Annotated in this window: 20 protein-coding genes; 8 read left to right on the top strand and 12 right to left on the bottom strand. The window is 53.7% G+C overall.

Annotated elements, in window-relative coordinates; translation table 11 throughout:
- Positions 1-159 precede the first annotated feature (159 nt).
- Entirely contained in the window at positions 160-684 is a 525-nt protein-coding gene (ubiT, locus tag ACP3TC_RS19020; protein ID WP_313855374.1) for a ubiquinone anaerobic biosynthesis accessory factor UbiT, read from the top strand.
- The gene (locus tag ACP3TC_RS19015) at positions 678-1,184 is read left to right on the top strand and encodes a GNAT family N-acetyltransferase (RefSeq protein ID WP_426817061.1); all 507 of its coding nucleotides are present in this window, start codon (positions 678-680) and stop codon (positions 1,182-1,184) included. Before ubiT ends, ACP3TC_RS19015 begins: the two co-directional genes overlap by 7 nt.
- Here the strand turns inward: ACP3TC_RS19015 and ACP3TC_RS19010 are convergent.
- On the bottom strand, positions 1,168-1,470 hold the full coding sequence (locus ACP3TC_RS19010) for a GIY-YIG nuclease family protein (protein ID WP_313855377.1): 303 nt from the start codon (positions 1,468-1,470) through the stop codon (positions 1,168-1,170). The genes ACP3TC_RS19015 and ACP3TC_RS19010 overlap by 17 nt on opposite strands.
- 91 nt (positions 1,471-1,561) lie before the next feature.
- On the opposite strand from ACP3TC_RS19010, the gene ACP3TC_RS19005 reads away from it, so the two are divergent.
- Positions 1,562-1,996, top strand: coding sequence for a YhbP family protein (locus ACP3TC_RS19005; protein WP_313855379.1), 435 nt, complete (start codon positions 1,562-1,564; stop codon positions 1,994-1,996).
- Between the two features lie 36 nt (positions 1,997-2,032).
- Here ACP3TC_RS19005 and ACP3TC_RS19000 read toward each other — a convergent pair whose 3' ends face one another.
- Complete coding sequence (locus ACP3TC_RS19000) at positions 2,033-2,551, bottom strand: type 1 glutamine amidotransferase domain-containing protein (RefSeq protein WP_426817060.1); 519 nt, start codon at positions 2,549-2,551, stop codon at positions 2,033-2,035.
- A gap of 175 nt (positions 2,552-2,726) precedes the next feature.
- Here ACP3TC_RS19000 and ACP3TC_RS18995 point away from each other — a divergent pair, with 175 nt between their 5' ends.
- Positions 2,727-3,365 carry an NAD(P)H-binding protein gene (locus tag ACP3TC_RS18995; RefSeq protein WP_313855382.1) on the top strand — a complete coding sequence of 213 codons (639 nt, stop codon included), beginning with the start codon at positions 2,727-2,729 and terminating at the stop codon, positions 3,363-3,365.
- Here ACP3TC_RS18995 and nrdG read toward each other — a convergent pair.
- The 3 genes from nrdG to treC form a co-directional block, all read right to left on the bottom strand.
- Positions 3,353-3,817 carry an anaerobic ribonucleoside-triphosphate reductase-activating protein gene (gene nrdG / locus ACP3TC_RS18990; protein ID WP_426817059.1) on the bottom strand — a complete coding sequence of 155 codons (465 nt, stop codon included), beginning with the start codon at positions 3,815-3,817 and terminating at the stop codon, positions 3,353-3,355. The two genes, ACP3TC_RS18995 and nrdG, sit on opposite strands and share 13 nt — an antisense overlap.
- Positions 3,814-5,952 carry an anaerobic ribonucleoside-triphosphate reductase gene (nrdD, locus tag ACP3TC_RS18985; RefSeq protein ID WP_313855386.1) on the bottom strand — a complete coding sequence of 713 codons (2,139 nt, stop codon included), beginning with the start codon at positions 5,950-5,952 and terminating at the stop codon, positions 3,814-3,816. The genes nrdG and nrdD overlap by 4 nt, the downstream gene beginning before the upstream one ends.
- A 253-nt stretch (positions 5,953-6,205) precedes the next feature.
- Complete coding sequence (gene treC / locus ACP3TC_RS18980) at positions 6,206-7,870, bottom strand: alpha,alpha-phosphotrehalase (RefSeq protein WP_426817058.1); 1,665 nt, start codon at positions 7,868-7,870, stop codon at positions 6,206-6,208.
- A 358-nt stretch (positions 7,871-8,228) separates the two neighbouring features.
- Between treC and ACP3TC_RS18975 the strand changes: the two genes are divergently transcribed.
- Positions 8,229-10,610, top strand: coding sequence for a beta-N-acetylhexosaminidase (locus ACP3TC_RS18975; RefSeq protein WP_426818303.1), 2,382 nt, complete (start codon positions 8,229-8,231; stop codon positions 10,608-10,610).
- Positions 10,611-10,643: 33 nt separating this feature from the next.
- On the opposite strand, the gene ridA is transcribed toward ACP3TC_RS18975, so the two are convergent.
- From ridA to argF, 5 genes are all read right to left on the bottom strand, one after another.
- Entirely contained in the window at positions 10,644-11,030 is a 387-nt protein-coding gene (gene ridA / locus ACP3TC_RS18970; RefSeq protein ID WP_313855390.1) for a 2-iminobutanoate/2-iminopropanoate deaminase, read from the bottom strand.
- Between the two features lie 57 nt (positions 11,031-11,087).
- On the bottom strand, positions 11,088-11,552 hold the full coding sequence (pyrI, locus tag ACP3TC_RS18965) for an aspartate carbamoyltransferase regulatory subunit (protein WP_313855391.1): 465 nt from the start codon (positions 11,550-11,552) through the stop codon (positions 11,088-11,090).
- A gap of 12 nt (positions 11,553-11,564) precedes the next feature.
- Positions 11,565-12,500, bottom strand: coding sequence for an aspartate carbamoyltransferase (gene pyrB, locus ACP3TC_RS18960; protein WP_313855392.1), 936 nt, complete (start codon positions 12,498-12,500; stop codon positions 11,565-11,567).
- Positions 12,460-12,654, bottom strand: a complete 195-nt coding sequence (locus ACP3TC_RS18955; RefSeq protein ID WP_426817057.1) for a hypothetical protein — start codon at positions 12,652-12,654, stop codon at positions 12,460-12,462. The genes pyrB and ACP3TC_RS18955 overlap by 41 nt, the downstream gene beginning before the upstream one ends.
- A gap of 93 nt (positions 12,655-12,747) precedes the next feature.
- Positions 12,748-13,758 (bottom strand): ornithine carbamoyltransferase, encoded by a 1,011-nt coding sequence (gene argF / locus ACP3TC_RS18950; RefSeq protein ID WP_313855393.1) that lies wholly within the window; start codon positions 13,756-13,758, stop codon positions 12,748-12,750.
- 164 nt (positions 13,759-13,922) lie between these two features.
- Here argF and rraB point away from each other — a divergent pair, with 164 nt between their 5' ends.
- Both rraB and miaE read left to right on the top strand, forming a co-directional pair.
- Positions 13,923-14,351 (top strand): ribonuclease E inhibitor RraB, encoded by a 429-nt coding sequence (rraB, locus tag ACP3TC_RS18945; RefSeq protein WP_313855394.1) that lies wholly within the window; start codon positions 13,923-13,925, stop codon positions 14,349-14,351.
- Between the two features lie 61 nt (positions 14,352-14,412).
- On the top strand, positions 14,413-15,183 hold the full coding sequence (gene miaE / locus ACP3TC_RS18940; protein ID WP_426817056.1) for a tRNA isopentenyl-2-thiomethyl-A-37 hydroxylase MiaE: 771 nt from the start codon (positions 14,413-14,415) through the stop codon (positions 15,181-15,183).
- Positions 15,184-15,228: 45 nt separating this feature from the next.
- Here miaE and ACP3TC_RS18935 read toward each other — a convergent pair whose 3' ends face one another.
- Positions 15,229-15,732 (bottom strand): GNAT family N-acetyltransferase, encoded by a 504-nt coding sequence (locus tag ACP3TC_RS18935; RefSeq protein ID WP_313855396.1) that lies wholly within the window; start codon positions 15,730-15,732, stop codon positions 15,229-15,231.
- Positions 15,733-15,969: 237 nt separating this feature from the next.
- Here ACP3TC_RS18935 and ACP3TC_RS18930 point away from each other — a divergent pair, with 237 nt between their 5' ends.
- On the top strand, positions 15,970-17,085 hold the full coding sequence (locus ACP3TC_RS18930) for a YjgN family protein (protein ID WP_426817055.1): 1,116 nt from the start codon (positions 15,970-15,972) through the stop codon (positions 17,083-17,085).
- Positions 17,086-17,142: 57 nt separating this feature from the next.
- Here the strand turns inward: ACP3TC_RS18930 and ACP3TC_RS18925 are convergent, their stop codons facing one another.
- Positions 17,143-19,998: a valine--tRNA ligase gene (locus ACP3TC_RS18925; protein ID WP_426817054.1), complete on the bottom strand. Its 2,856-nt coding sequence runs from the start codon at positions 19,996-19,998 to the stop codon at positions 17,143-17,145.
- Positions 19,999-20,003: the final 5 nt, after the last annotated feature.

Here is a 20,003-nt window from a genome sequence, read left to right as displayed (position 1 = left end):
TGCCGATGACAAATTTTGATTTAAGGCAGCGAATGGCGTATTGAATGTATATTGGTAGTTCAAAAAGAGTAAAGTTCGTTCACTTTGTTGATCCCGCTACCTGATGAATTTTGTCGATATGGCAAAATGTCCGAAATTTTTCAAAAGGAGTGATAACGGGTGTTGAATCAGCTTCGCGCACAGTGCGTACAAAATGGTCCGAAATTTCTGCGTTTTCCGCTACAATTTACCCCTTTCGCGTTGAAAAAACGTTTGTTGCAGCAACTGCTTAACTGGCAATTTGCGCAAGCTCTGGCTGAAGGTGAGTTAGACTTTCTGCAGGGACGCTGGTTAGGCATTGAAATTCGCGATCTTGATCTGCGTTGGGCGACCAGTGTGTCAGAGGGGCAGCTACAAGTTAGCGATGCTCAGCAGATCGATGTATGGTTTCGGGGTGACGCTAATGATTTAATATTAGTGGCGGCGCGTAAACGCGATCCGGATACGCTGTTTTTCCAGCGCCGGCTGGTGATAGAAGGTGATACCGAGCTTGGACTTGAGGTGAAGAATTTAATGGATGCGATTGAACTGGAAATGATGCCGACACCGCTGCGTATCGGGCTAATGCAACTGGCTCAGTTTGTTGAGGCTGGGCTGAACAAGGACGCGAACTCCCCGGAGAATCGCGCAGGTGCGCCATGTTAATTCGGACAGAAATCGGGGTTGATGCCGCAGGTATCGACAGTCTGCTGCGCCGCTGCTTCCCGACGCCGGCAGAAGCCGAGCTGGTACAGCAGCTGCGCGAAGACGGCCTGCTGACGCTGGGCGTTGTCGCCACGGATGATGAAGGCCAGGTGCTGGGCTATGCGGCATTCAGCCCGGTTTCCATGCAGGGTGAGGATCGACAGTGGGTGGGGCTGGCACCGCTGGCGGTGGATGACAGCGTACGCCAGCAGGGTATTGGCAAACAGCTGATTTACGAAGGGCTGGATACCTTAAATGAATTCGGCTATGCCGCCGTGGTGGTGGTAGGCGATCCGGCATTTTATGGCCGTTTCGGCTTTGAACCGGCCGCGCGCCATCAGCTCCACTGTAAATGGCTGGGCGCCGAAGCGGCATTCCAGGTCTACAAACTGGCAGATGACGCGTTTGTTGACGCGCAAGGGCAGATTGAGTTTGCCGAGCCGTTTAACCGTTTCGATTAGCCAGCCACTGTGGCAGTGAGACAGGCTGGCTTTCGACCAGCCTGATCTTGTCCTGCTTTTTCAGCTGTTTTACCTGATATTCCAGCTTTGACGCGCTGGAACGATCGCCCGCTTCACAGTGAAACAGCAGCGCCAGCGGACCTTTACCGCGCAAGGCTTTTGCCCCCTTGCCTTGCTGATGCTGGTGTAAGCGACGCGCCACATCGTTGGTGATGCCGGTGTACAGCATGCCGCTGGCGGTGCGCAGAATATACAGCTGCCAGACTGGCGTAGCAGAGTTATCCATAAAGACTCTCAGTTTGCGAAGATCTGTCAGCATTCTAAAGTGATTCAAATCTGGCGGCTATCGCCACTTTTGCGGAAAACACGGAGTTATTTTGTCCGAAACTGAAACGCTTGCCGCGATTGGCCGTTATCTGAAAAAACAGCATGTGCTGTCATTATGCTGTGGCACGGCGGAAGACTTATGGTGCGCCAACTGTTTTTACGTGTTTGATGCCAGCCAGACGGTGTTCTGGCTGATGACCGAACCGGATACCCGCCATGGCGAACTGATGCAGCAGCAGCCAGTGGTCGCCGGAAGCATTAACGGTCAGCCCAAAAGCGTCTTGTTGATTAAAGGCGTGCAGTACCGCGGTCAAATTATCCGCTTAGCTGGCGAACGCGAAGCGCTGGCGCGTGCCGCTTACTGTAAGCGTTTTCCGGTAGCAAGAAAGGTTTCCGCACCGCTGTGGGAAATCCGTCTGGATGAGCTGAAAATGACGGATAATGCGCTGGGATTCGGTAAGAAACTGCGCTGGCAACGCGCATAAAACGACGGGAGCCGCTTTCGGCTCCCGTGCTGTCGGTCAGAGTGACAAAATACGCAGCGATTCACGATTAAACGCCGGTAAATCATCAGGCGTACGGCTGGTGACCAGTTTCTCGTCGTCGATCACCACCTCTTTATCGTAGAAATCTGCACCGGCATTTTTCAAATCAATGGCGATGGCTTTCACCGCGGTCATTTTGCGACCACGTACGGCGTTGGCGCTGATCAGCAGCTGTGGACCGTGACAAATGGCAAATATCGGCTTGCCGCTGTCGACAAAGGCCTTAGTGAAGGCAACAAAGCGGTCATCGCCGCGCAGGCTGTCTGGCGAGTGGCCACCGGGCAACAGCAGCGCATCAAATTCGGCAGCATCGACCTGATCGATACCTTTATCGATCTTCACTTTTGCCTTACCTTGCTTACCGGTTACCGTTTTACCCGCTTCCGTATCGATAGTGACAAGCTCATGTCCCGCTTTGGAGTAAGCCTCGGCAGGAGAGGTAAATTCTGAGTCTTCAAATTCATCGGTAATCAGCACCGCAATCTTCTTGCTCATCTTTTCCTCCGTTTATATTGATTACATTATTAATTTTGGACAACTATGCTGAGTTAGCAATGTCATATAATGAGTTAATCTATAAAAATAAAGATTTACAGTGAGTTAGCTTAACACTGTGCCAGTAACAAATCGTTTCTGACCGAGACTATACTGAGAGTAAAGGGAGAACATCATGAGCCGAGTATTGTTGACCGGAGCCACCGGACTGGTGGGGGGCCATGTACTGCGTTTGCTGGTGGCAGACCCACGCGTCAGTGAGATTATTGTTCCGACGCGGCGGCCTTTGCCAGCACAGGACAAAGTGACCAATCTGGTGGAAGAGGATTTAACCGACGTACTGCGTCCGCTGGAAACGCCGATAGATCTCGTATTTTGCTGTCTTGGCACGACGCGTAAACAGGCGGGCAGCAAAGAAGCATTTATTCATGTCGACTATACGCTGGTGGTGGACAGCGCGCTGACCGGACAGCGGCTGGGCGCTAAACATCTGCTGGTGGTCAGTGCACACGGTGCCAATGCCCGCTCGCCATTTTTCTATAACCGCGTAAAAGGTGAGATGGAAAATGCGCTCCGGCATCAGGGCTGGCCACGGCTGACGCTGGTCCGGCCTTCGCTGTTGCTAGGCGAACGCCATCAGCAGCGCGGCGGTGAATCGCTGTTTGCGCCACTGTTTAAACTGTTGCCTGGAAACTGGCGGGCGGTTGAGGCGCGTGACGTCGCTGAAGTGATGGTGCGGCAGGCATTTACTGCCGCAAATGCGGAGATTACCGTGATCGAATCGGCCGATCTACAGCCGAATCAGCGTAAATAGTGAATCACCTGATTACTGCTGCCGCGCCACGGCAGCATGGGATCATGTAGCGCCTGAACAAATTTACCGTCGATCAACACATCGATCTCCGCCACCACTTGTTGCTGCGCGACCGTCAGCTGCGACAGGGTATAACCGGTCCATAGCCAGATATCCTTGCCGTGGCACTGGCGGCGCACCCGTTTTACCAGCCGCAGCACATCGGCCACATTGGCCGGGTGCAGCGGATCGCCGCCGGACAGCGACAGCCCCTGACGCGGAATACGGCGGTCGTTAAGATCGTTAATCAGCCTCTCTTCCATCTCGATGGTCAACGGCACCCCGGAATTCAGCCGCCAGGTGCTTTTGTTATAGCAGCCTGGACACTGGTGTTCGCAGCCGGCGACAAACAGCGTGCAGCGCGTGCCGGGGCCATTGACGATATCGACCGGATAGTACTGATGGATATTCATCCCAGCTGTCCGTTGCCCAGATGTTTGACGCGCCTTTTCACCTCTTCCTGTTTGCCGGCGTTAAACGGGCGGGCATCAGGACTGCCAAGATAGCCGCATACCCGGCGGGTAACGGAAACCCGGCTGGCATCATGATTGCCGCATTTCGGGCAGGTGAAGCCTTTGCTGGTGCAGTCGAATTCCCCGTTGAAACCGCAGTCATAGCACTCATCGATCGGCGTATTGGTGCCGTAATAAGGCACGCGGTGATAGCTGTAGTCCCAGACATCTTCCAGCGCTTTCAGGTTATGCTGAATATTGGGATATTCGCCGTAACAGATAAAGCCGCCGTTGGCCAACGGAGGGTAGGCCGCTTCAAAGTCGATTTTATCGTAGGGATTGACCTTCTTCTCGACGTCGAGATGGAAGCTGTTGGTGTAGTAGCCTTTATCGGTAACGCCGCTGATAACGCCAAACTGCGCCGCATCAAGACGGCAGAAACGGTCACACAGGTTTTCGCTTGGCGTACTGTAGAGGCTGAAACCATAGCCGGTTTCCTCTTTCCACTGCTCTGTGGCATCACGCATACGTGCGACGATAGCCAGCGCCTTTTCCTGTAGCGCGGCGTCGTCATAAAGATGCGTTTTTCCGCCGCTGAGTGCATTAATGGTTTCATGAATGCCGATATAGCCCAGCGAAATCGAAGCGCGACCGTTTTTAAAGATCGGCGCAATGTCATCGTCGGGCTGCAGGCGTACGCCGCACGCGCCTTCCATATACAGAATCGGCGCAACCCGCGCTTTCACGCCTTCCAGCCGGGCGATACGCGTCATTAAGGCACGCTTCGCCAGCAGCAAGCGCTGATCGAGCAGCGTCCAGAAGCGTGCTTCATCGCCGGCGGCTTCCAGCGCGATACGCGGCAGATTCAGGCTGATCACGCCAATATTGTTGCGCCCTTCATGCAGCAGTTCGCCATCCTGCTGATAAACGCCCAAAAAGCTGCGGCAGCCCATAGGCGTTTTAAACGAGCCGGTAACCTTAACCACTTGATCATAGTTAAGAATATCGGGGTACATCCGCTTGCTGGCGCACTCCAGCGCCAGCTGTTTAATATCGTAATTTACATCGCCCGGCTGGTGGTTAACGCCGGAACGGATGGCAAACACCAGTTTGGGGAAGACGGCGGTTTTATGATTTTTACCCAGTCCGGCAAGGCGATTGCGCAGAATCGATTGCTGGATCAGACGTGCCGCCCAGCAGGTGCCGAGGCCAAAGCCAAAGGTGACAAACGGCGTCTGCCCGTTGGCGGTATGCAGGGTATTGACCTCGTACTCCAGCGACTGAAAGGCGTCGTAGCACTCTTTCTCGGTACGCGCATGGGCGTAGCCGGTGCTGTCCGGAATTTGCCACTGTTCTGCCACCGCCTGATGCCTGGCAAAACTGGCTTGTACAAACGGTGCCAGCACTTCATCGATGCGGTTAATGGTGGTGCCGCCGTAAATATGGCTGGCGACCTGAGCAATAATTTGTGCGGTAACCGCGGTCGCCGTCGAGATCGATTTAGGCGGTTCAATTTCGGCATTGCCCATCTTAAAGCCGTTGTTCAGCATCCCTTTTAAATCAATCAGCATGCAGTTAAACATCGGGAAGAAGGGGGAGTAATCGAGATCGTGATAGTGAATTTCACCGCGCTCATGCGCCGAGACCACATCTCGCGGCAACATCGTTTGTTGCGCATAGTGTTTCGCCACAATGCCCGCCAGCAAATCGCGCTGCGTGGGGATCACTTTGCTGTCTTTGTTGGCATTTTCATTCAGCAGCGTCGGATCGGTCTGCTCGACCAGCCCGCGAATCGCTTTATTCAGCTTGCCGCGCTGCTCACGCGCCCGATCGCGATCGTGGCGATACTCAATATAACAGCGTGCCAGCTGTGGATAGCGCCCCGCCATCAGCAGATCTTCCACTGCGTGCTGGATCTCGTGGATATCGACGCGATCTTTGCCAACAATTTTCCGGCTGACCTGGCTCGCCACGGTGGCAAAATAGTCGTAATCCTCAATCTGTACCGCGCGCGCTGCACTGGCAATCGCCGCGCAGATGCGCTGCTCGTTAAAGGCTACCTGGCAGCCATCTCTTTTGATCACAACTATTGCCACCGCCGCTCTCCTGTTAGTGAAATATCTATATGTAGACTTTGACAGGCAGTGTAAGCGCTATATGTGGTGTTTTGATCGTAATTATCCGCATCTTTGTTGATGCAAAGCAAAGATTGATGATTGCGGCAGAAAAGATCGGCAAACGGCTTTCGATGAGAGAAAAATTGACCAGAAGAACGAACGGGAGCCGTTTACCACTCCCGTTAAGATGCTATGCAGGGTATGAAGGCAGGAAACGCCGCCGGTATCACTGTCAGCGTGCTTTCTGATACCACCACACCGCTTCATAGGGGCGCAACATCATTTCACCCGGTGCCGGGCGAGCATCATCATAGTTGCTCATCAATACCTGCCAGCGGCCAGCGAATACATCGGGTTGCCACGACTGCGCTTCACCGCTGAGGTTCGCCACCACCACCAGCGTTTCATCGTTATATTGCCGACGATAGCACCATAAATACGGATGGTCGGGGAGCAGATCCTGATAATCACCCCATGTAAGAATGCCATGGCTTTTACGCAGCTGAATCAGTTGCTTATAGGTATAAAATACCGAGTTCTCATCAGCAATTGCCGCTTCGGCATTAACCGTCTGGTAGTTATCGCTCATACCAATCCACGGCGTACCTGCGCTAAAACCGGCATTTTCGCTGGCATCCCACTGCATCGGCGTACGGCCGTTGTCGCGTGACTTACTGGCAAGAATTTCCAGCAGATTGTCATTGTCGCGCCCCTGCGCACGCAGCTCGGCATACATATTGTGGCTTTCAATATCGCGATAATCGATGATGCGGGTGAAGTGCGGATTGGTCATCCCCAGCTCTTCCCCCTGAAAGATATACGGCGTGCCCTGCATACCGTGCAGCGCCATCGCCAGCAGCTTGGCCGACTGCACGCGGTATTCTCCCTCATCGCCCCAGCGTGAAACCACTCGTGGCTGATCGTGGTTACACCAGAATAGCGCGTTCCACGCTACGTTATGCATGCCCTGCTGCCAGTGGGTGAAGATATTTTTCAGCGCTACCAGATCGAGCGGCGTCAGCGTCCATTTCTGACCCTGATAAAAATCGACTTCAACATGGTCAAAACTAAACACCATTGACAGCTCTTCACCTTCCAGCGAACCGTAGCGCTGACAATGCTCCAGCGTGGCGGAGGACATCTCTCCCACCGTCATCAGTTCGCGTGGGCGAAACACATCGCGGCTCATCTCCTGCATATATTCATGAATACGCGGCCCGTCGGTATACAGCCGCAGGCCGTCACCGGCAGGATCGTCCGGGAAATCCTGATGCTTGGAAACCAGATTCACCACGTCGAGGCGCAGGCCATCAATGCCGCGATCGGCCCAGAAGTTAACAATCTGCTTAAGCTCAGCGCGCAGATTATCATTCTCCCAGTTCAGGTCCGCCTGCTCGGGTGCCCACAGATGCATATAGTACTGGCCGCTCTCGGCGTGCCAGCGCCAGGCATTGCCACCGAACTTGGAACGCCAGTTATTGGGTGGGCCACCGGCTTCACTCTGATCGCGCCAGATATAGTAAGAGCGGTAAGGGCTTTCGCGATCGAGCGCGTCGTGAAACCAGTGATGCTGGGTTGAAGAGTGGTTAAACACCATATCGAGAATAACGCGCAAACCGCGCTTGTGCGCCTGTTCAACCAGGTTATCGAAATCGGTCAGGGTGCCAAACGAGGGATCGATAGCGGTGTAGTTAGCCACGTCATAACCGTTATCGACCTGCGGAGAGATATAAAACGGCGTCAGCCAGAGGGCATCCACCCCGAGCAATTTCAGGTAGTCGAGTCGCTGAATCACACCCGCCAGATCGCCTGTTCCGCTACCGGTCGTATCCTGAAAGCTCTTGGGATAGATTTGATAGATGACGCCGTTCTGCCACCACGGTGGAATTTTATTCATTGCTCAGTCCTGAATTTAAGGGGCGAAATGTTCCACCCAATTAGCGGTTCAGTATCTTCGGTCTTTTTTGCATCCTATAAGATTAGCCAGTTACTGGCGGTTCGATACCAAAGCTGACCAGGAATCAGTCTGAAATTAAGTCAGCCGGGAACATCAAGACGCGAGAAATAACCGTGACACAACAAGATAGCGTCACTCGGCCGCGGAAAAAAAGTTAAGTAAATCCGTTAATAAGGATGTTGCAAAAATTTACGAGCAGGCCAAAGTTTCGCCATCGCCAACTTGCTGTTAATCGCGAATTATGTTTTATGGAGGTCTGCCTGATTTTTGCTCCGTCGTCTTAAAAAGGGAGTTAATGATGCATTTCCGCCATACCCTGCTTGCCGCTTCGTTACTGTTTACCTTTCATACTTTTGCTGCTCCGGCTGGCGATTTGCCGTTAATGCCGTGGCCACAGCAGGTTGAGCAACCCGCCAGCGGCGGCAAGCTGGTGCTGGATCGTCAGCTGACGCTGCAAATCAGCGGTGATTATCTGGCCGGTGCCGAACAACGTTGGCGACAGCGCATTGCGCGCCAAACTGGCTGGGAGCTGGAACCGCAACCGGCGCAGGTCGCGAATCCGACCATCAGGATAATTATTGAGCAAGCGGTCGATCCACAACCGCTGCCGGACAGTGACGAAAGCTACCGGCTGGATGTGACGGAGCAGGGGGTGACTCTCAATGCTCATAGCCGCTTCGGCGCCATGAGAGGCATGGAGACGCTATTACAGCTGATTCAGAACGACAGCCAGAACAGCGCTATTCCACTGGTCAGCATCAGTGATAAACCGCGCTTTCCCTGGCGCGGCGTACTGATCGACTCGGCGCGTCACTTTATGCCGCTGGAGACCATTAAACGCCAGATTGACGGCATCGCCGCTGCGCGAATGAACGTATTTCACTGGCATCTGACTGACGATCAGGGCTGGCGCTTTGCCTCGAGCCACTATCCACAGCTACAGCAGCAAGCCAGCGATGGATTGTTTTACACTCAGGACCAGATGAAGAGTATCGTGCGCTACGCCGCCGATCGCGGCATTCGCGTGGTGCCGGAGCTGGACCTGCCGGGGCATGCGTCAGCGATAGCCGTGGCGATGCCGGAGCTGATCGCTGCGCCTGGCCCTTACAGCATGGAACGCGGTTGGGGGGTGTTTAAACCGCTGCTGGACCCAACCCGCGACGAGGTTTATCGCTTTATCGATACGCTGGTGGGGGAGATGGCCGAAATTTTTCCTGATCCTTATCTGCATATTGGTGGTGATGAAGTGGATGCCAGCCAGTGGCAGGCGTCCGCTCAGATTCAGCAGTTTATGCAGCAGCACAATCTGAAAGATGAGCATGCCTTACAGGCCTGGTTTAATGCGCGGGTCGAGAAGATCCTCGAAAAACATCAGCGTCAGATGGTGGGCTGGGATGAAATTTATCATCCCGATCTGCCGCGATCTATTTTGATTCAGTCGTGGCAGGGGCAGGATGCGTTCGGTGCGGTGGCGAAGGACAATTTTCGCGGTATTTTATCCACCGGTTTCTATCTTGATCAGCCGCAGCCGGCTGCTTATCACTATCGCAATGAAGTCTCTCCGCACGGGCTGGAGGGGGCCGATCGCCTACACGCCGATGAACATGCACAAAGCTGGCAATTCAGCATGCCACGGCTGAAAGGCAGTGCGGTCACCGGCAGTTTTACGCTGATCGATGGCGCTGATGGCTGGCGCGGTTTTATAGACTTTAGCGGCAAGTCGCGGCGTATGGTGCGCGATATCCACTGGTTGTCACCGAATCAGCTCAGTTTTAGCGTCGACAGCTGGATGGGCGAGGTGCAGCCGGTGGTCAGCTTAAGCGGAGAGCAGCTCAGCGGTTATCTGCGGGTCGGGAATGTGCGTTATCCGGCCACTGGCAGCAAGCTGGCGCAGATTCCGACAGGGATTCAGCCGGTGGTGCCGGATGAGCAACAGCAGCAGGAAAACCTGATGGGGGGTGAGGCGGCGCTGTGGGCAGAAAATATCAATGCCAGCATACTGGATATCAAACTGTGGCCACGGGCATTTGCGGTGGCTGAACGGTTATGGTCGGCGAAAGACGTCACTGACGAAGCCAATATGTACCGACGGCTGGCGGCGGTCGATCGCTGGTCTGCGGTATCGGTTGGATTGCAGCAGCATGCCCAGACGCAAAGCCAGATGATGCGTCTGGCGAACAGCAGCGATATCGTGCCGCTACAGATTTTCAGTGAAGCGCTGGAACCGGCACAGTATTACACCCGTCAGCACCTGAAGTTCCAGGCCGGTAATTACCACCAGTTTGAGCCGCTTAATCGTCTGGCCGATGCGCTACCGGCGGAGAGCGATAAAGTGCGTCAGTTGGATCAACAGGTCGATGCGTTAATTGCCGATCGCGGCAACAGCCAGGCGGCGCAGGCGATTCGTCAGCAGCTGTTACGATGGCAGAGCAATATTCCGCAGGTGATGCCGCTGATCGAAAGTAACTATCAGCTGAAGGCGATGCAGCCGCTCGCCAGCCAGGTGGCACAAATCAGTGAGATGGGGATTGCGCTGGTAAATGCGTTTGAGAGCCATCGGGCATTTGGTGCCCATCAGGTGGCACAGATGCAGGCTACGCTGGATGAGGCGGCAAAAACGCAGGATGAAGTGGTTATTGCGCTGGTCTATCCGATAGAGAAATTATTACGCGCCAATTAAGCGTAGGGGAGCCGTTTTCGGCTCCCGTCATCTTTAACGACGCACGGCGATCGCTTCGATCTCAATCTTCACATCTTTTGGTAAACGCGCCACTTCAACACAGGAGCGCGCCGGGAAGCTGGCGTTATGCTCGCTGAAAAATGCTTCGTAAGTCGCATTCACGGTAGCGAAATCATTCAGATCTTTGACAAATACCGTGGTTTTGACGATATCGCCGACCTGCAAGCCAGCCGCCTCAACGATCGCTTTTACGTTTTCCAGCGACTGGCGTGCCTGCGCGGAGACCTCATCCGCCACTGCGCCGGTTTTCGGATCGACCGGAATCTGGCCTGAAGTGATGATCATGCTGCCCAGATCGACACCCTGGACATACGGGCCAATCGCAGCGGGTGCGTTTTCAGTACTGATTTCACGAGACATCGTTTCTCCTGTCATTTTTTGCTGATTGTCCGCCCATTATAGGCGGCACCAAAGTGATTACCAGTTCGCCAGCACCACGTGATGGGCAAACTCTTTTTCGCAATATTTGCACTTCAGGTGAACATCATCGTGGCGTTTTTTCACCGCAAAACTGGAGGTAACCGGCTCGCTGCGGCTGATACAGTTGCTGTTCGGGCAGGTCAGCACCCGCTCAATGCGATCCGGCAGCGTCGGGGCGATCTTGCCGACCACTTCATACTCATCAATTCGGTTCACCGTGGCGTGCGGCGCATAAACCGCCAGCTGATTGATCTGATCGTCGGTCAGAAAGGTATTTTCGATCTTGATCAGATCTTTGCGTCCCAGCTCGCCGGAAGGCAGGTTCAGGCCGATAGTAATACGTTGATCGGTTTCCGTCAGGCGAAACAGCGTTAACAATTTAAATCCGATCTGCGCCGGGATATGGTCGATGACCGTGCCGCGTTTAATTGCTTCAACCTGCAGTTTAGTATCCTGCGTCATAATTGTTTCCCCTTACAGAGTCAGTTCGCGATTCAGGACCAGCGCCAGCAGCGCCTGACGTGCATAAATGCCGTTGCCCGCCTGCTGGAAATACCAGGCATGAGGTGTGGCATCAACATCGGTGGTGATTTCATCAATGCGCGGCAGCGGGTGCAGCACCTTCATATTGTCGCGCGCACCGATCAGATCGGCCGCGCGCAGTACAAACTGTGCCTTCACATTGGCGTATTCCGACGGATCAAGACGCTCTTTCTGCACCCGCGTCATATACAGAATATCGACCTGCGGGATCACCTCTTCAATGGTGTCGTGGCGGCTCCAGGCAATGCCCTGCTCATCCAGCATATCGGTGATGTAGGCAGGCATGGCCAGCGCGTCCGGGGCGATAAAGAAGAAACGGTTCCCGTCGAATTTCGCCAGCGCCTGCGCCAGCGAGTGCACGGTGCGGCCATATTTCAGGTCACCGACCATCGCCACATTCAGGTTGCTGAGGCGGCTCTGGGTTTCCTGAATGGTAAACAGGTCGAGTAAGGTCTGGGTAGGATGCTGATTGGCACCGTCACCGGCATTCAGAATCGGCACGCCGCCGGAGAACTCGGTCGCCAGCCGTGCCGCGCCTTCCTGCGGATGACGCATCACAATGGCATCGACATAGGTGCCAATCACCGAAATGGTGTCGGCGAGGGTTTCGCCTTTCTTACCCAGCGAGGTGTTGCTGCCGTCGGCAAAGCCCACCACTGCCGCGCCTAAACGATGCATCGCCGTTTCAAAAGAGAGGCGCGTACGCGTAGAGGCTTCAAAAAAGCAGCTGGCAATCACATTGTGCTTCAGCAGTTCTGGCTGTGGCCGGGCTTTCAGGCTGGCGGCAGTGTTCAGCACCAGCTCCAGCTCAGCACGATTCAGATCGTTAATCGAAATAATATGTTTGTGATACAGCGGATTGGCCATCTTCACTCTCCTCTGGGCGTGCCGAAAAACGGACAAAAAAAAGCCCCTTCAATGAGGGGCTTTTTTTAAGATCGGGTATGCAACGGAAGGAAAAAGGTGCACCGCCTGCAAGCAGACGTGGTTGAGCGGTAATCTCAAAGGTGCTCAGATACATACTTCCTCCCGGCAAAGTGTCGGGCATTATACTGAATCAAAATTTCGCATCAAGCGAAAATCGTCGTTGAAGTAACCGTTTGCCTGGCGATTGCTACGGCAGTTTTGCCAGCGTTGCCACCATCACGGCTTTGATGGTGTGCAGGCGGTTTTCAGCCTGGTCGAACACAATACTGTGGGCGGATTCAAATACTTCATCGGTGACTTCCATGCCGCCATGCAGGCCGTATTGCTCTGCCATCTGCTTACCAAGCGCGGTCTGATCGTCATGAAATGCCGGCAGACAGTGAAGGAACTTCACCTGTGGATTGCCGGTTTGCTGCAACATCGCCATATTAACCTGGTAATTGCGCAGTAATGCGATACGCTCCTGCCACACCTCTTTTGGCTCGCCCATCGAAACCCAGACATCGGTGTAAATAAAGTCAGCTCCGTTGACGCCTTCGGCAATATCTTCCGTCAGGGTAATTTTACCGCCGGTTTTTTCTGCCGCCTGGCGACACTCAGCGACCAGCGCCTCCTCCGGCCAGCAGCCTTTCGGCGCCACCAGGCGCAGATCCAGCCCGACCAGCGCCGCCGCTTCCAGCATGGTATTACCCATATTATTGCGGGCGTCGCCAACATAGACAAAGGTCATCTCTCGCAGGGATTTCTGCGGCAGATGTTCCTGCATGGTCAGCAGATCGGCCAGCAGCTGGGTGGGATGGAACTCGTTGGTCAGGCCATTCCACACCGGCACTCCGGCGTATTCCGCCAGCGTCTGCACGATTTCCTGACCGTGACCGCGATACTGAATAGCGTGATACATGCGGCCCAGCACGCGGGCGGTATCTTTGATCGACTCTTTATGACCAATCTGGCTGCCGCTTGGGCCAAGATAAGTGACGTTAGCGCCCTGATCGAATGCGGCAACTTCGAAAGAGCATCGGGTACGAGTCGAGTCTTTTTCGAAGATGAGCGCGATATTTTTTCCTTTCAGATGCTGAACTTCTTCACCGTTTTTTTTATCACTTTTTAACGCTGAGGCCAGCGCCAGCAGGGCGTTGATTTCAGCGGGGGTAAAATCGAGCAGCCTGAGGAAATGGCGTTGATATAACTGACTCATACAGCACTCCGTGTGTCACTTTAATTGAATTTAAATTCAATTTAACCGTATGAATATGCATTTTCAAGCCTGACCAAAAGAAACTTTTCGTTTTGTGTAGTGGCGCGAACGGCGCTGTGGGAAAATAATCAAACTTACTGTCGAATATTTTGAGGAACAGGATCATGGCTTACGAAGAATTGCTGGAAGAGCAGCGCGAAGAAACGCGTCTGATTATCGAAGAACTGCTGGAAGATGGCAGCGATCCCGATGCGCTCTATGCCATTGAACATCATCTTTCCTGTAACAATTTCGACTCACTGGAAAAAGTGGCGGTGGATGCGTTCAAGCTGGGTTACGAGGTGAGTGAACCGGAAGAGCTGGATCTGGATGACGGCACTAAAGTGATGTGCTGCGACATTATCAGTGAAGGTGCGCTGAACGCTGAGCTGATTGATGCCCAGGTTGAGCAACTGGTTATCCTTGCGGCGAAGTACAACGTGGATTACGACGGCTGGGGCACCTACTTTGAAGATCCTGATGCTCAGGATGACGAAGGCGAAGAGGGTGAAGAGGGTGAAGTCGACGAAGACGATACTGGCGTTCGCCACTAATTTGGGTGCAGACCATTAACCTGGGCGGCGAAAACGCCGCCCCTGAACTTAATCTGGCGTAATGAACTATTCTGAACTGCTTGCTCCAATCCACCGCTTCTTACACTGCACGACGCCGCAAGCCTGGATTGATGAGGCGCGCAAAGCCGAAAATCTGCCAATCCTGCTGACCGACCACCTGGTGTGTGAGCTGAAAGCGGCACAAACCGCCATCTGGCTAATCCGTAAGTATGTCGCCGACAAAGAGAGCGGTGATGCGCTGCTGGCGTGGCTCAAACCTTACGAAAACTTCGTCCATAGCGAAAACTACGATCTGCACTTTTTAGATGCGCATAAAAGCCTGTCGAAAAGCGTGATAACCCGTGGCGATTTGCCGTATGCCGATGAGCTGGTGGAAAAGATGGTGCTGCTGATTAAAGAAGAGCTGCACCATTTTTATCAGGTACTGGAAATTATGCAGTCGCGCAATATTCCGTATATCAAAATCACCGCCAGCCGTTATGCCAAAGGGCTGCTGCGTGAGGTCACCACTCATGAGCCGGATACGCTGGTGGATAAACTGATCTGCGGGGCGTATATCGAAGCGCGTTCCTGCGAGCGTTTTGCCAGCCTGGCGCCTTACCTGGATGAGGAGCTGGAGAAATTCTATCTGTCGCTGCTGCGTTCAGAGGCGCGCCATTATCAGGATTATCTGGCGCTGGCGGCCCGAATCTCGCCGACAGAGATCAGCGCGCGGGTCAGAAAGATTGGTGAAACCGAAGCGAAACTGATTCAGCAACCCGACAGCGAGCTGCGTTTTCACAGTGGCGTTCCGCAGGGGACGCCACTGTAAGGGCGTCGTTTTCGACGCCCGCGTCAATGCTGCGGGATTTCTGCGTTACAAATCCCGCAGCATCGTCACTTCACAATCCACATGCCCGGTACATCCCATCGGACCGTCGATATGGCGAAAACCTAACTGTTCATACAGTTTGATTGCGCGCGTCAGCGACGCGGTAGTTTCCAGATAGCAGCGCTGAAAGCCGCGTTCACGGGCAAATTCCATCGCCTGTAGTGCCAGCGTACGCGCCAGACCCAACCCGCGCACGCCGGGTAAAAAATACATCTTCTGTAGTTCGCAGATATCGGGTTCACTGCACAGCAGCGGTGCGACACCGCCGCCGCCGACCACTTTGCCATCAAGCTCGACAACCCAGTATGCGCTGTTGGCTTCACTGTAGAGTTCAAATAAGCGATCCAGATTTGGATCGGATACCGTATAGCCTTTATCAGCCGTCAGACCAAATTCGGCGGATACCTCGCGGATGACCTGAGCAATCAGCGGGTTATCAGTTGGCATAATGGGGCGTACCCGAACGTCAGCCTGAGTTGCGGTTGTCATACTGCTCACTCGATAATAATTTTGCAAAAGAGGAGTGTTTTAATAACACCGCTGGCGGGTGGATGCAATGCTGTTGCGCTTATCTGTGCGCTGGCCAGTGCCCGTCAGCGCGTGATTTCTGATAAGAATGACTATTGTCGTCGATGACACGCCCGGTTTAAATAAGCGGATCAATAATCATGCTGGACGCTGCCTGCGGCGTATTTAATGGATAATTAATTTTCAGGAAGAAAATTTATGGCAACCGATCCTGCTGTTCCGCAAAAACATGCGGTGCTTTTTCATGGTAAGTGTACGGAATACCTCGCGCTGTGGCTGAGTAATCTGACGTTGACGATTCTTACGCTGGGCATCTATTCCGCCTGGGCAACCGTTCATCGTCGGCGTTATTTTTATCAAAATACCGAAATTGATGGCGACCGCTTTACTTATCATGGCCGCCCGCTGGATATTCTGCAAGGGCGTATTATTGTCATTGCCGCGCTGATATTACTGCTTATTCTGTCAGCGACGATGCCGGATTTTGTCGTCATCTTTATACTGGTATTTCTGGCGCTGATGCCGTGGCTGATTATTAATCGCTGGCGCTACAATGCGCTGATGAGCCGCTATCGAGGCCAGCAATTTAACTATCATTGCCGCCCAGCGCGTGCTTACTGGAGCCTGTATCTCTGCCCGCTTTTACTGTTTATCGCGTGGTATCTGGTGGTGAGCATCGTCGGGCTGGTGGCGAGCGATTGCGAAAGCCTTACCCGTTCACTGGTATTGGCTGGCTTAGCGCTGGTGATGTTTATTATTGGGCTGGCGGTGGTGAAGGGGATGGTTACCACTCTGTACTACAGTCTGTATATCAATAATATGCTCTTCGCTAACAGGCGCTTTAAGGCAGATCTGATTAGGCGCGATTTTATCAAAATGGTACTTATTAGTATTTTAATTATCATGCCATTTATTATTGCTGCCGGATTAATGATTGATTCGCTGTTTTTAACCTTATTATACGCCATGCTGTTTGCCGGAGACTGGCAGATGAGCCTTGCGCTGATGATGGGAAATATTACCCGTCTTACCATGATATTGATGGTATTGCTGGTCGGCAGCCGAATTTCCACCGCCTGGCTGTCGGTGGCGCAGCGCAATGATATCTTAAATAAAACCCGGCTGGGCGAGAATATCCAACTGAAATCAACCGCACACCCTCTGGCGTTTATTGGCCTGATGCTGACTAACAGTTTGCTTGTTATTTTTACCTTCGGTCTTGGTACGCCGCTGGCTGAAATTCGCCTGGCGCGCTATCTGGCACAAACCACCGTGCTGGAGGGCAATCTGGCATTACTGAATGTCGGGAATTAAACCGGGAAGGGGGAACTCAGCAGCGTGGCCGGGCGAACCCGACCACGCTGGTACAGATTACAGCGCGGCGATAACCGCCTGCTGTTCAATCAGTTTCACTTTAGCCTGCTCGCACTCTTCCATGCGCTCACGCTCTTTCGCCACAACCGCTTCCGGCGCGCGTGACACAAACCCTTCATTGGAGAGTTTACCGGCGATACGGTCAATCTCCACTTCCAGCTTGGTCACTTCTTTCGCCAGACGATCCAGCTCGGCAGCTTTATCCACCAGGCCTGCCATTGGAATCAGCAGCTCAGCACCGTCGATCAGTTTGGTGACCGATACCGGGCCTTTGTCATCGGCAGGCAGCAGGGTGATGCTCTCCAGGCGCGCCAGCGTCTGCAGGAAGCTGCGGTTGTCGGTAACGCGACGCTGGGCTTCAGCATTCGCGCCACGCAGCAGAACCGGTAACGGCTTGCCTGGCGCAATATTCATCTCAGCACGAATGTTACGTACTGCGACAATTGCCAGCTTCAGCCACTCGGTGTCGGCCAACGCGGCTGCATCCACTTTCTCAACGTCAAACGCCGGGATCGGTTGCAGCATAATGGTGTCGTCGCTGATATTTTTCAGCACTTTCACCCGCTGCCAGATGGTCTCGGTGATAAACGGTATAATCGGATGCGCCAGGCGCAGCAGCGACTCCAGCACTTCAATCAGCGTATGGCGCGTACCGCGCAGTTCCGCTTCAGAACCGCCGTTCATAACTGGCTTGGTCAGCTCCAGATACCAGTCACAGAACTGGTTCCAGGTGAATTCGTACAGAATGTTGGCAGCAATATCAAAGCGATAGCTATCCAGCGCTTCTCGATATGCTTTCACCGTCTGGTTGAATTCTGCCAGAATCCAGCGATCGGCCAGTGACAGCACCATTTCGCCACCGTTCTGACCGCAATCCTGATCTTCGGTGTTCATCAGCACAAAGCGGCTGGCGTTCCACAGCTTGTTACAGAAGTTGCGATAACCTTCCAGGCGTTTCATATCCCAGTTGATATCGCGACCGGTCGAAGCCAGTGCAGCCAGCGTAAAGCGCAGTGCGTCGGTGCCGTGTGGTTCGATGCCGTTCGGGAACTGTTTTTCAGTACGCTTACGGATCTTCTCGGCCATCTGCGGCTGCATCATATTGCCGGTACGTTTTTCCAGCAGCGCTTCCAGCGAAATACCGTCAACCATATCCAGCGGATCGATGACGTTACCTTTTGACTTGGACATCTTCTGCCCTTCGTCGTCGCGGATCAGGCCGGTCATATACACGGTCTTAAATGGAACCTGCGGCTTGCCGTTTTCATCTTTCATAAAGTGCATGGTCAGCATGATCATGCGCGCAATCCAGAAGAAAATGATGTCGAAACCGCTGACCATAACGCTGGTCGGATGGAAGGTACGCAGCGCTTCGGTGTTTTCTGGCCAGCCGAGAGTTGAGAAAGTCCACAGGCCGGAAGAGAACCAGGTATCCAGTACGTCTTCATCCTGCTTCAGGGCGATTTCTGCACCGAGATTGTTTTCCGCGCGCACTTCTTCTTCGCTGCGGCCAACATAGACGTTACCGGCTTCGTCGTACCAGGCCGGAATACGGTGACCCCACCACAGCTGACGTGAAATACACCAGTCCTGGATATCACGCATCCATGAAAAGTACATGTTTTCGTACTGCTTCGGTACGAACTGGATATCACCTTGCTCCACCGCTTCTACCGCTACTTTCGCCAGCGGCGCGGTGCGCACGTACCACTGATCGGTCAGCATTGGTTCAATCACCACGCCGCCACGGTCGCCGTAAGGCACCGTCAGATCGTGCGGTTTGATCTCTTCCAGCAGGCCGAGTGCGTCAACTGCGGCAACAATCGCTTTACGCGCGGCAAAACGCTCCAGTTTCTGGAACTCAGCCGGGATTGCGCCGTCATAGACGTCAGACTCTTCGCCGTTAGTATCGTAAACCTGAGCGCTCTCACGGATATCACCGTCAAAGGTCAGAATATTGATCATGGGCAGCTTGTGACGACGGCCGACTTCATAGTCGTTGAAATCGTGCGCCGGGGTGATTTTCACGCAGCCGGTGCCTTTTTCCATGTCGGCGTGTTCATCACCGACTACCGGAATACGGCGATTCACCAGCGGCAACACCACAAATTTGCCAATCAGATCTTTATAGCGCGGATCTTCCGGGTTAACCGCCACGCCGGTATCACCCAGCACGGTTTCCGGACGGGTGGTTGCAACCACCAGGTAATCTTTGCCATCAGCGGTTTTCACGCCGTCAGCCAGCGGATAACGCACGTGCCACATGGAACCTTTGGACTCGCGGTTTTCCACTTCCAGATCGGAAATGGCGGTGCGCAGTTTCGGGTCCCAGTTGACCAGGCGTTTGCCGCGATAAATCAGATTCTCTTTATGCAGGCGAACAAACACTTCTTTCACCGCATTGGACAGGCCTTCATCCATGGTGAAGCGCTCGCGCTCCCAGTCCACGGAGTTACCCAGACGACGCATCTGACGGGTAATGGTGCCACCGGATTCAGCTTTCCACTGCCAGATTTTGTCGATAAACGCGTCGCGACCGTAATCCTGACGCGTTTTGCCTTCTTCAGCGGCGATCTTGCGCTCAACCACCATCTGGGTCGCAATACCGGCGTGATCGGTACCGGCCTGCCACAGGGTATTTTTACCCTGCATGCGCTGGTAACGGATCATGGTATCCATGATGGTTTGCTGGAAAGCGTGACCCATATGCAAGCTACCGGTGACGTTCGGCGGCGGGATCATGATGCAGAAGCTTTCCTGGCTGGTATCGCCATTCGGTTTAAAGTAGCCCTGCTTTTCCCAGTGCTCGTAAAGCGGCTGTTCGATATCTTGCGGGTTATATGTCTTTTCCATTTCTG

Source organism: Winslowiella sp. 2C04 (assembly GCF_050037805.1).
Taxonomy (GTDB): domain Bacteria; phylum Pseudomonadota; class Gammaproteobacteria; order Enterobacterales; family Enterobacteriaceae; genus Erwinia; species Erwinia toletana_A.
This window is presented reverse-complemented; position numbering and strand designations above follow the sequence as displayed.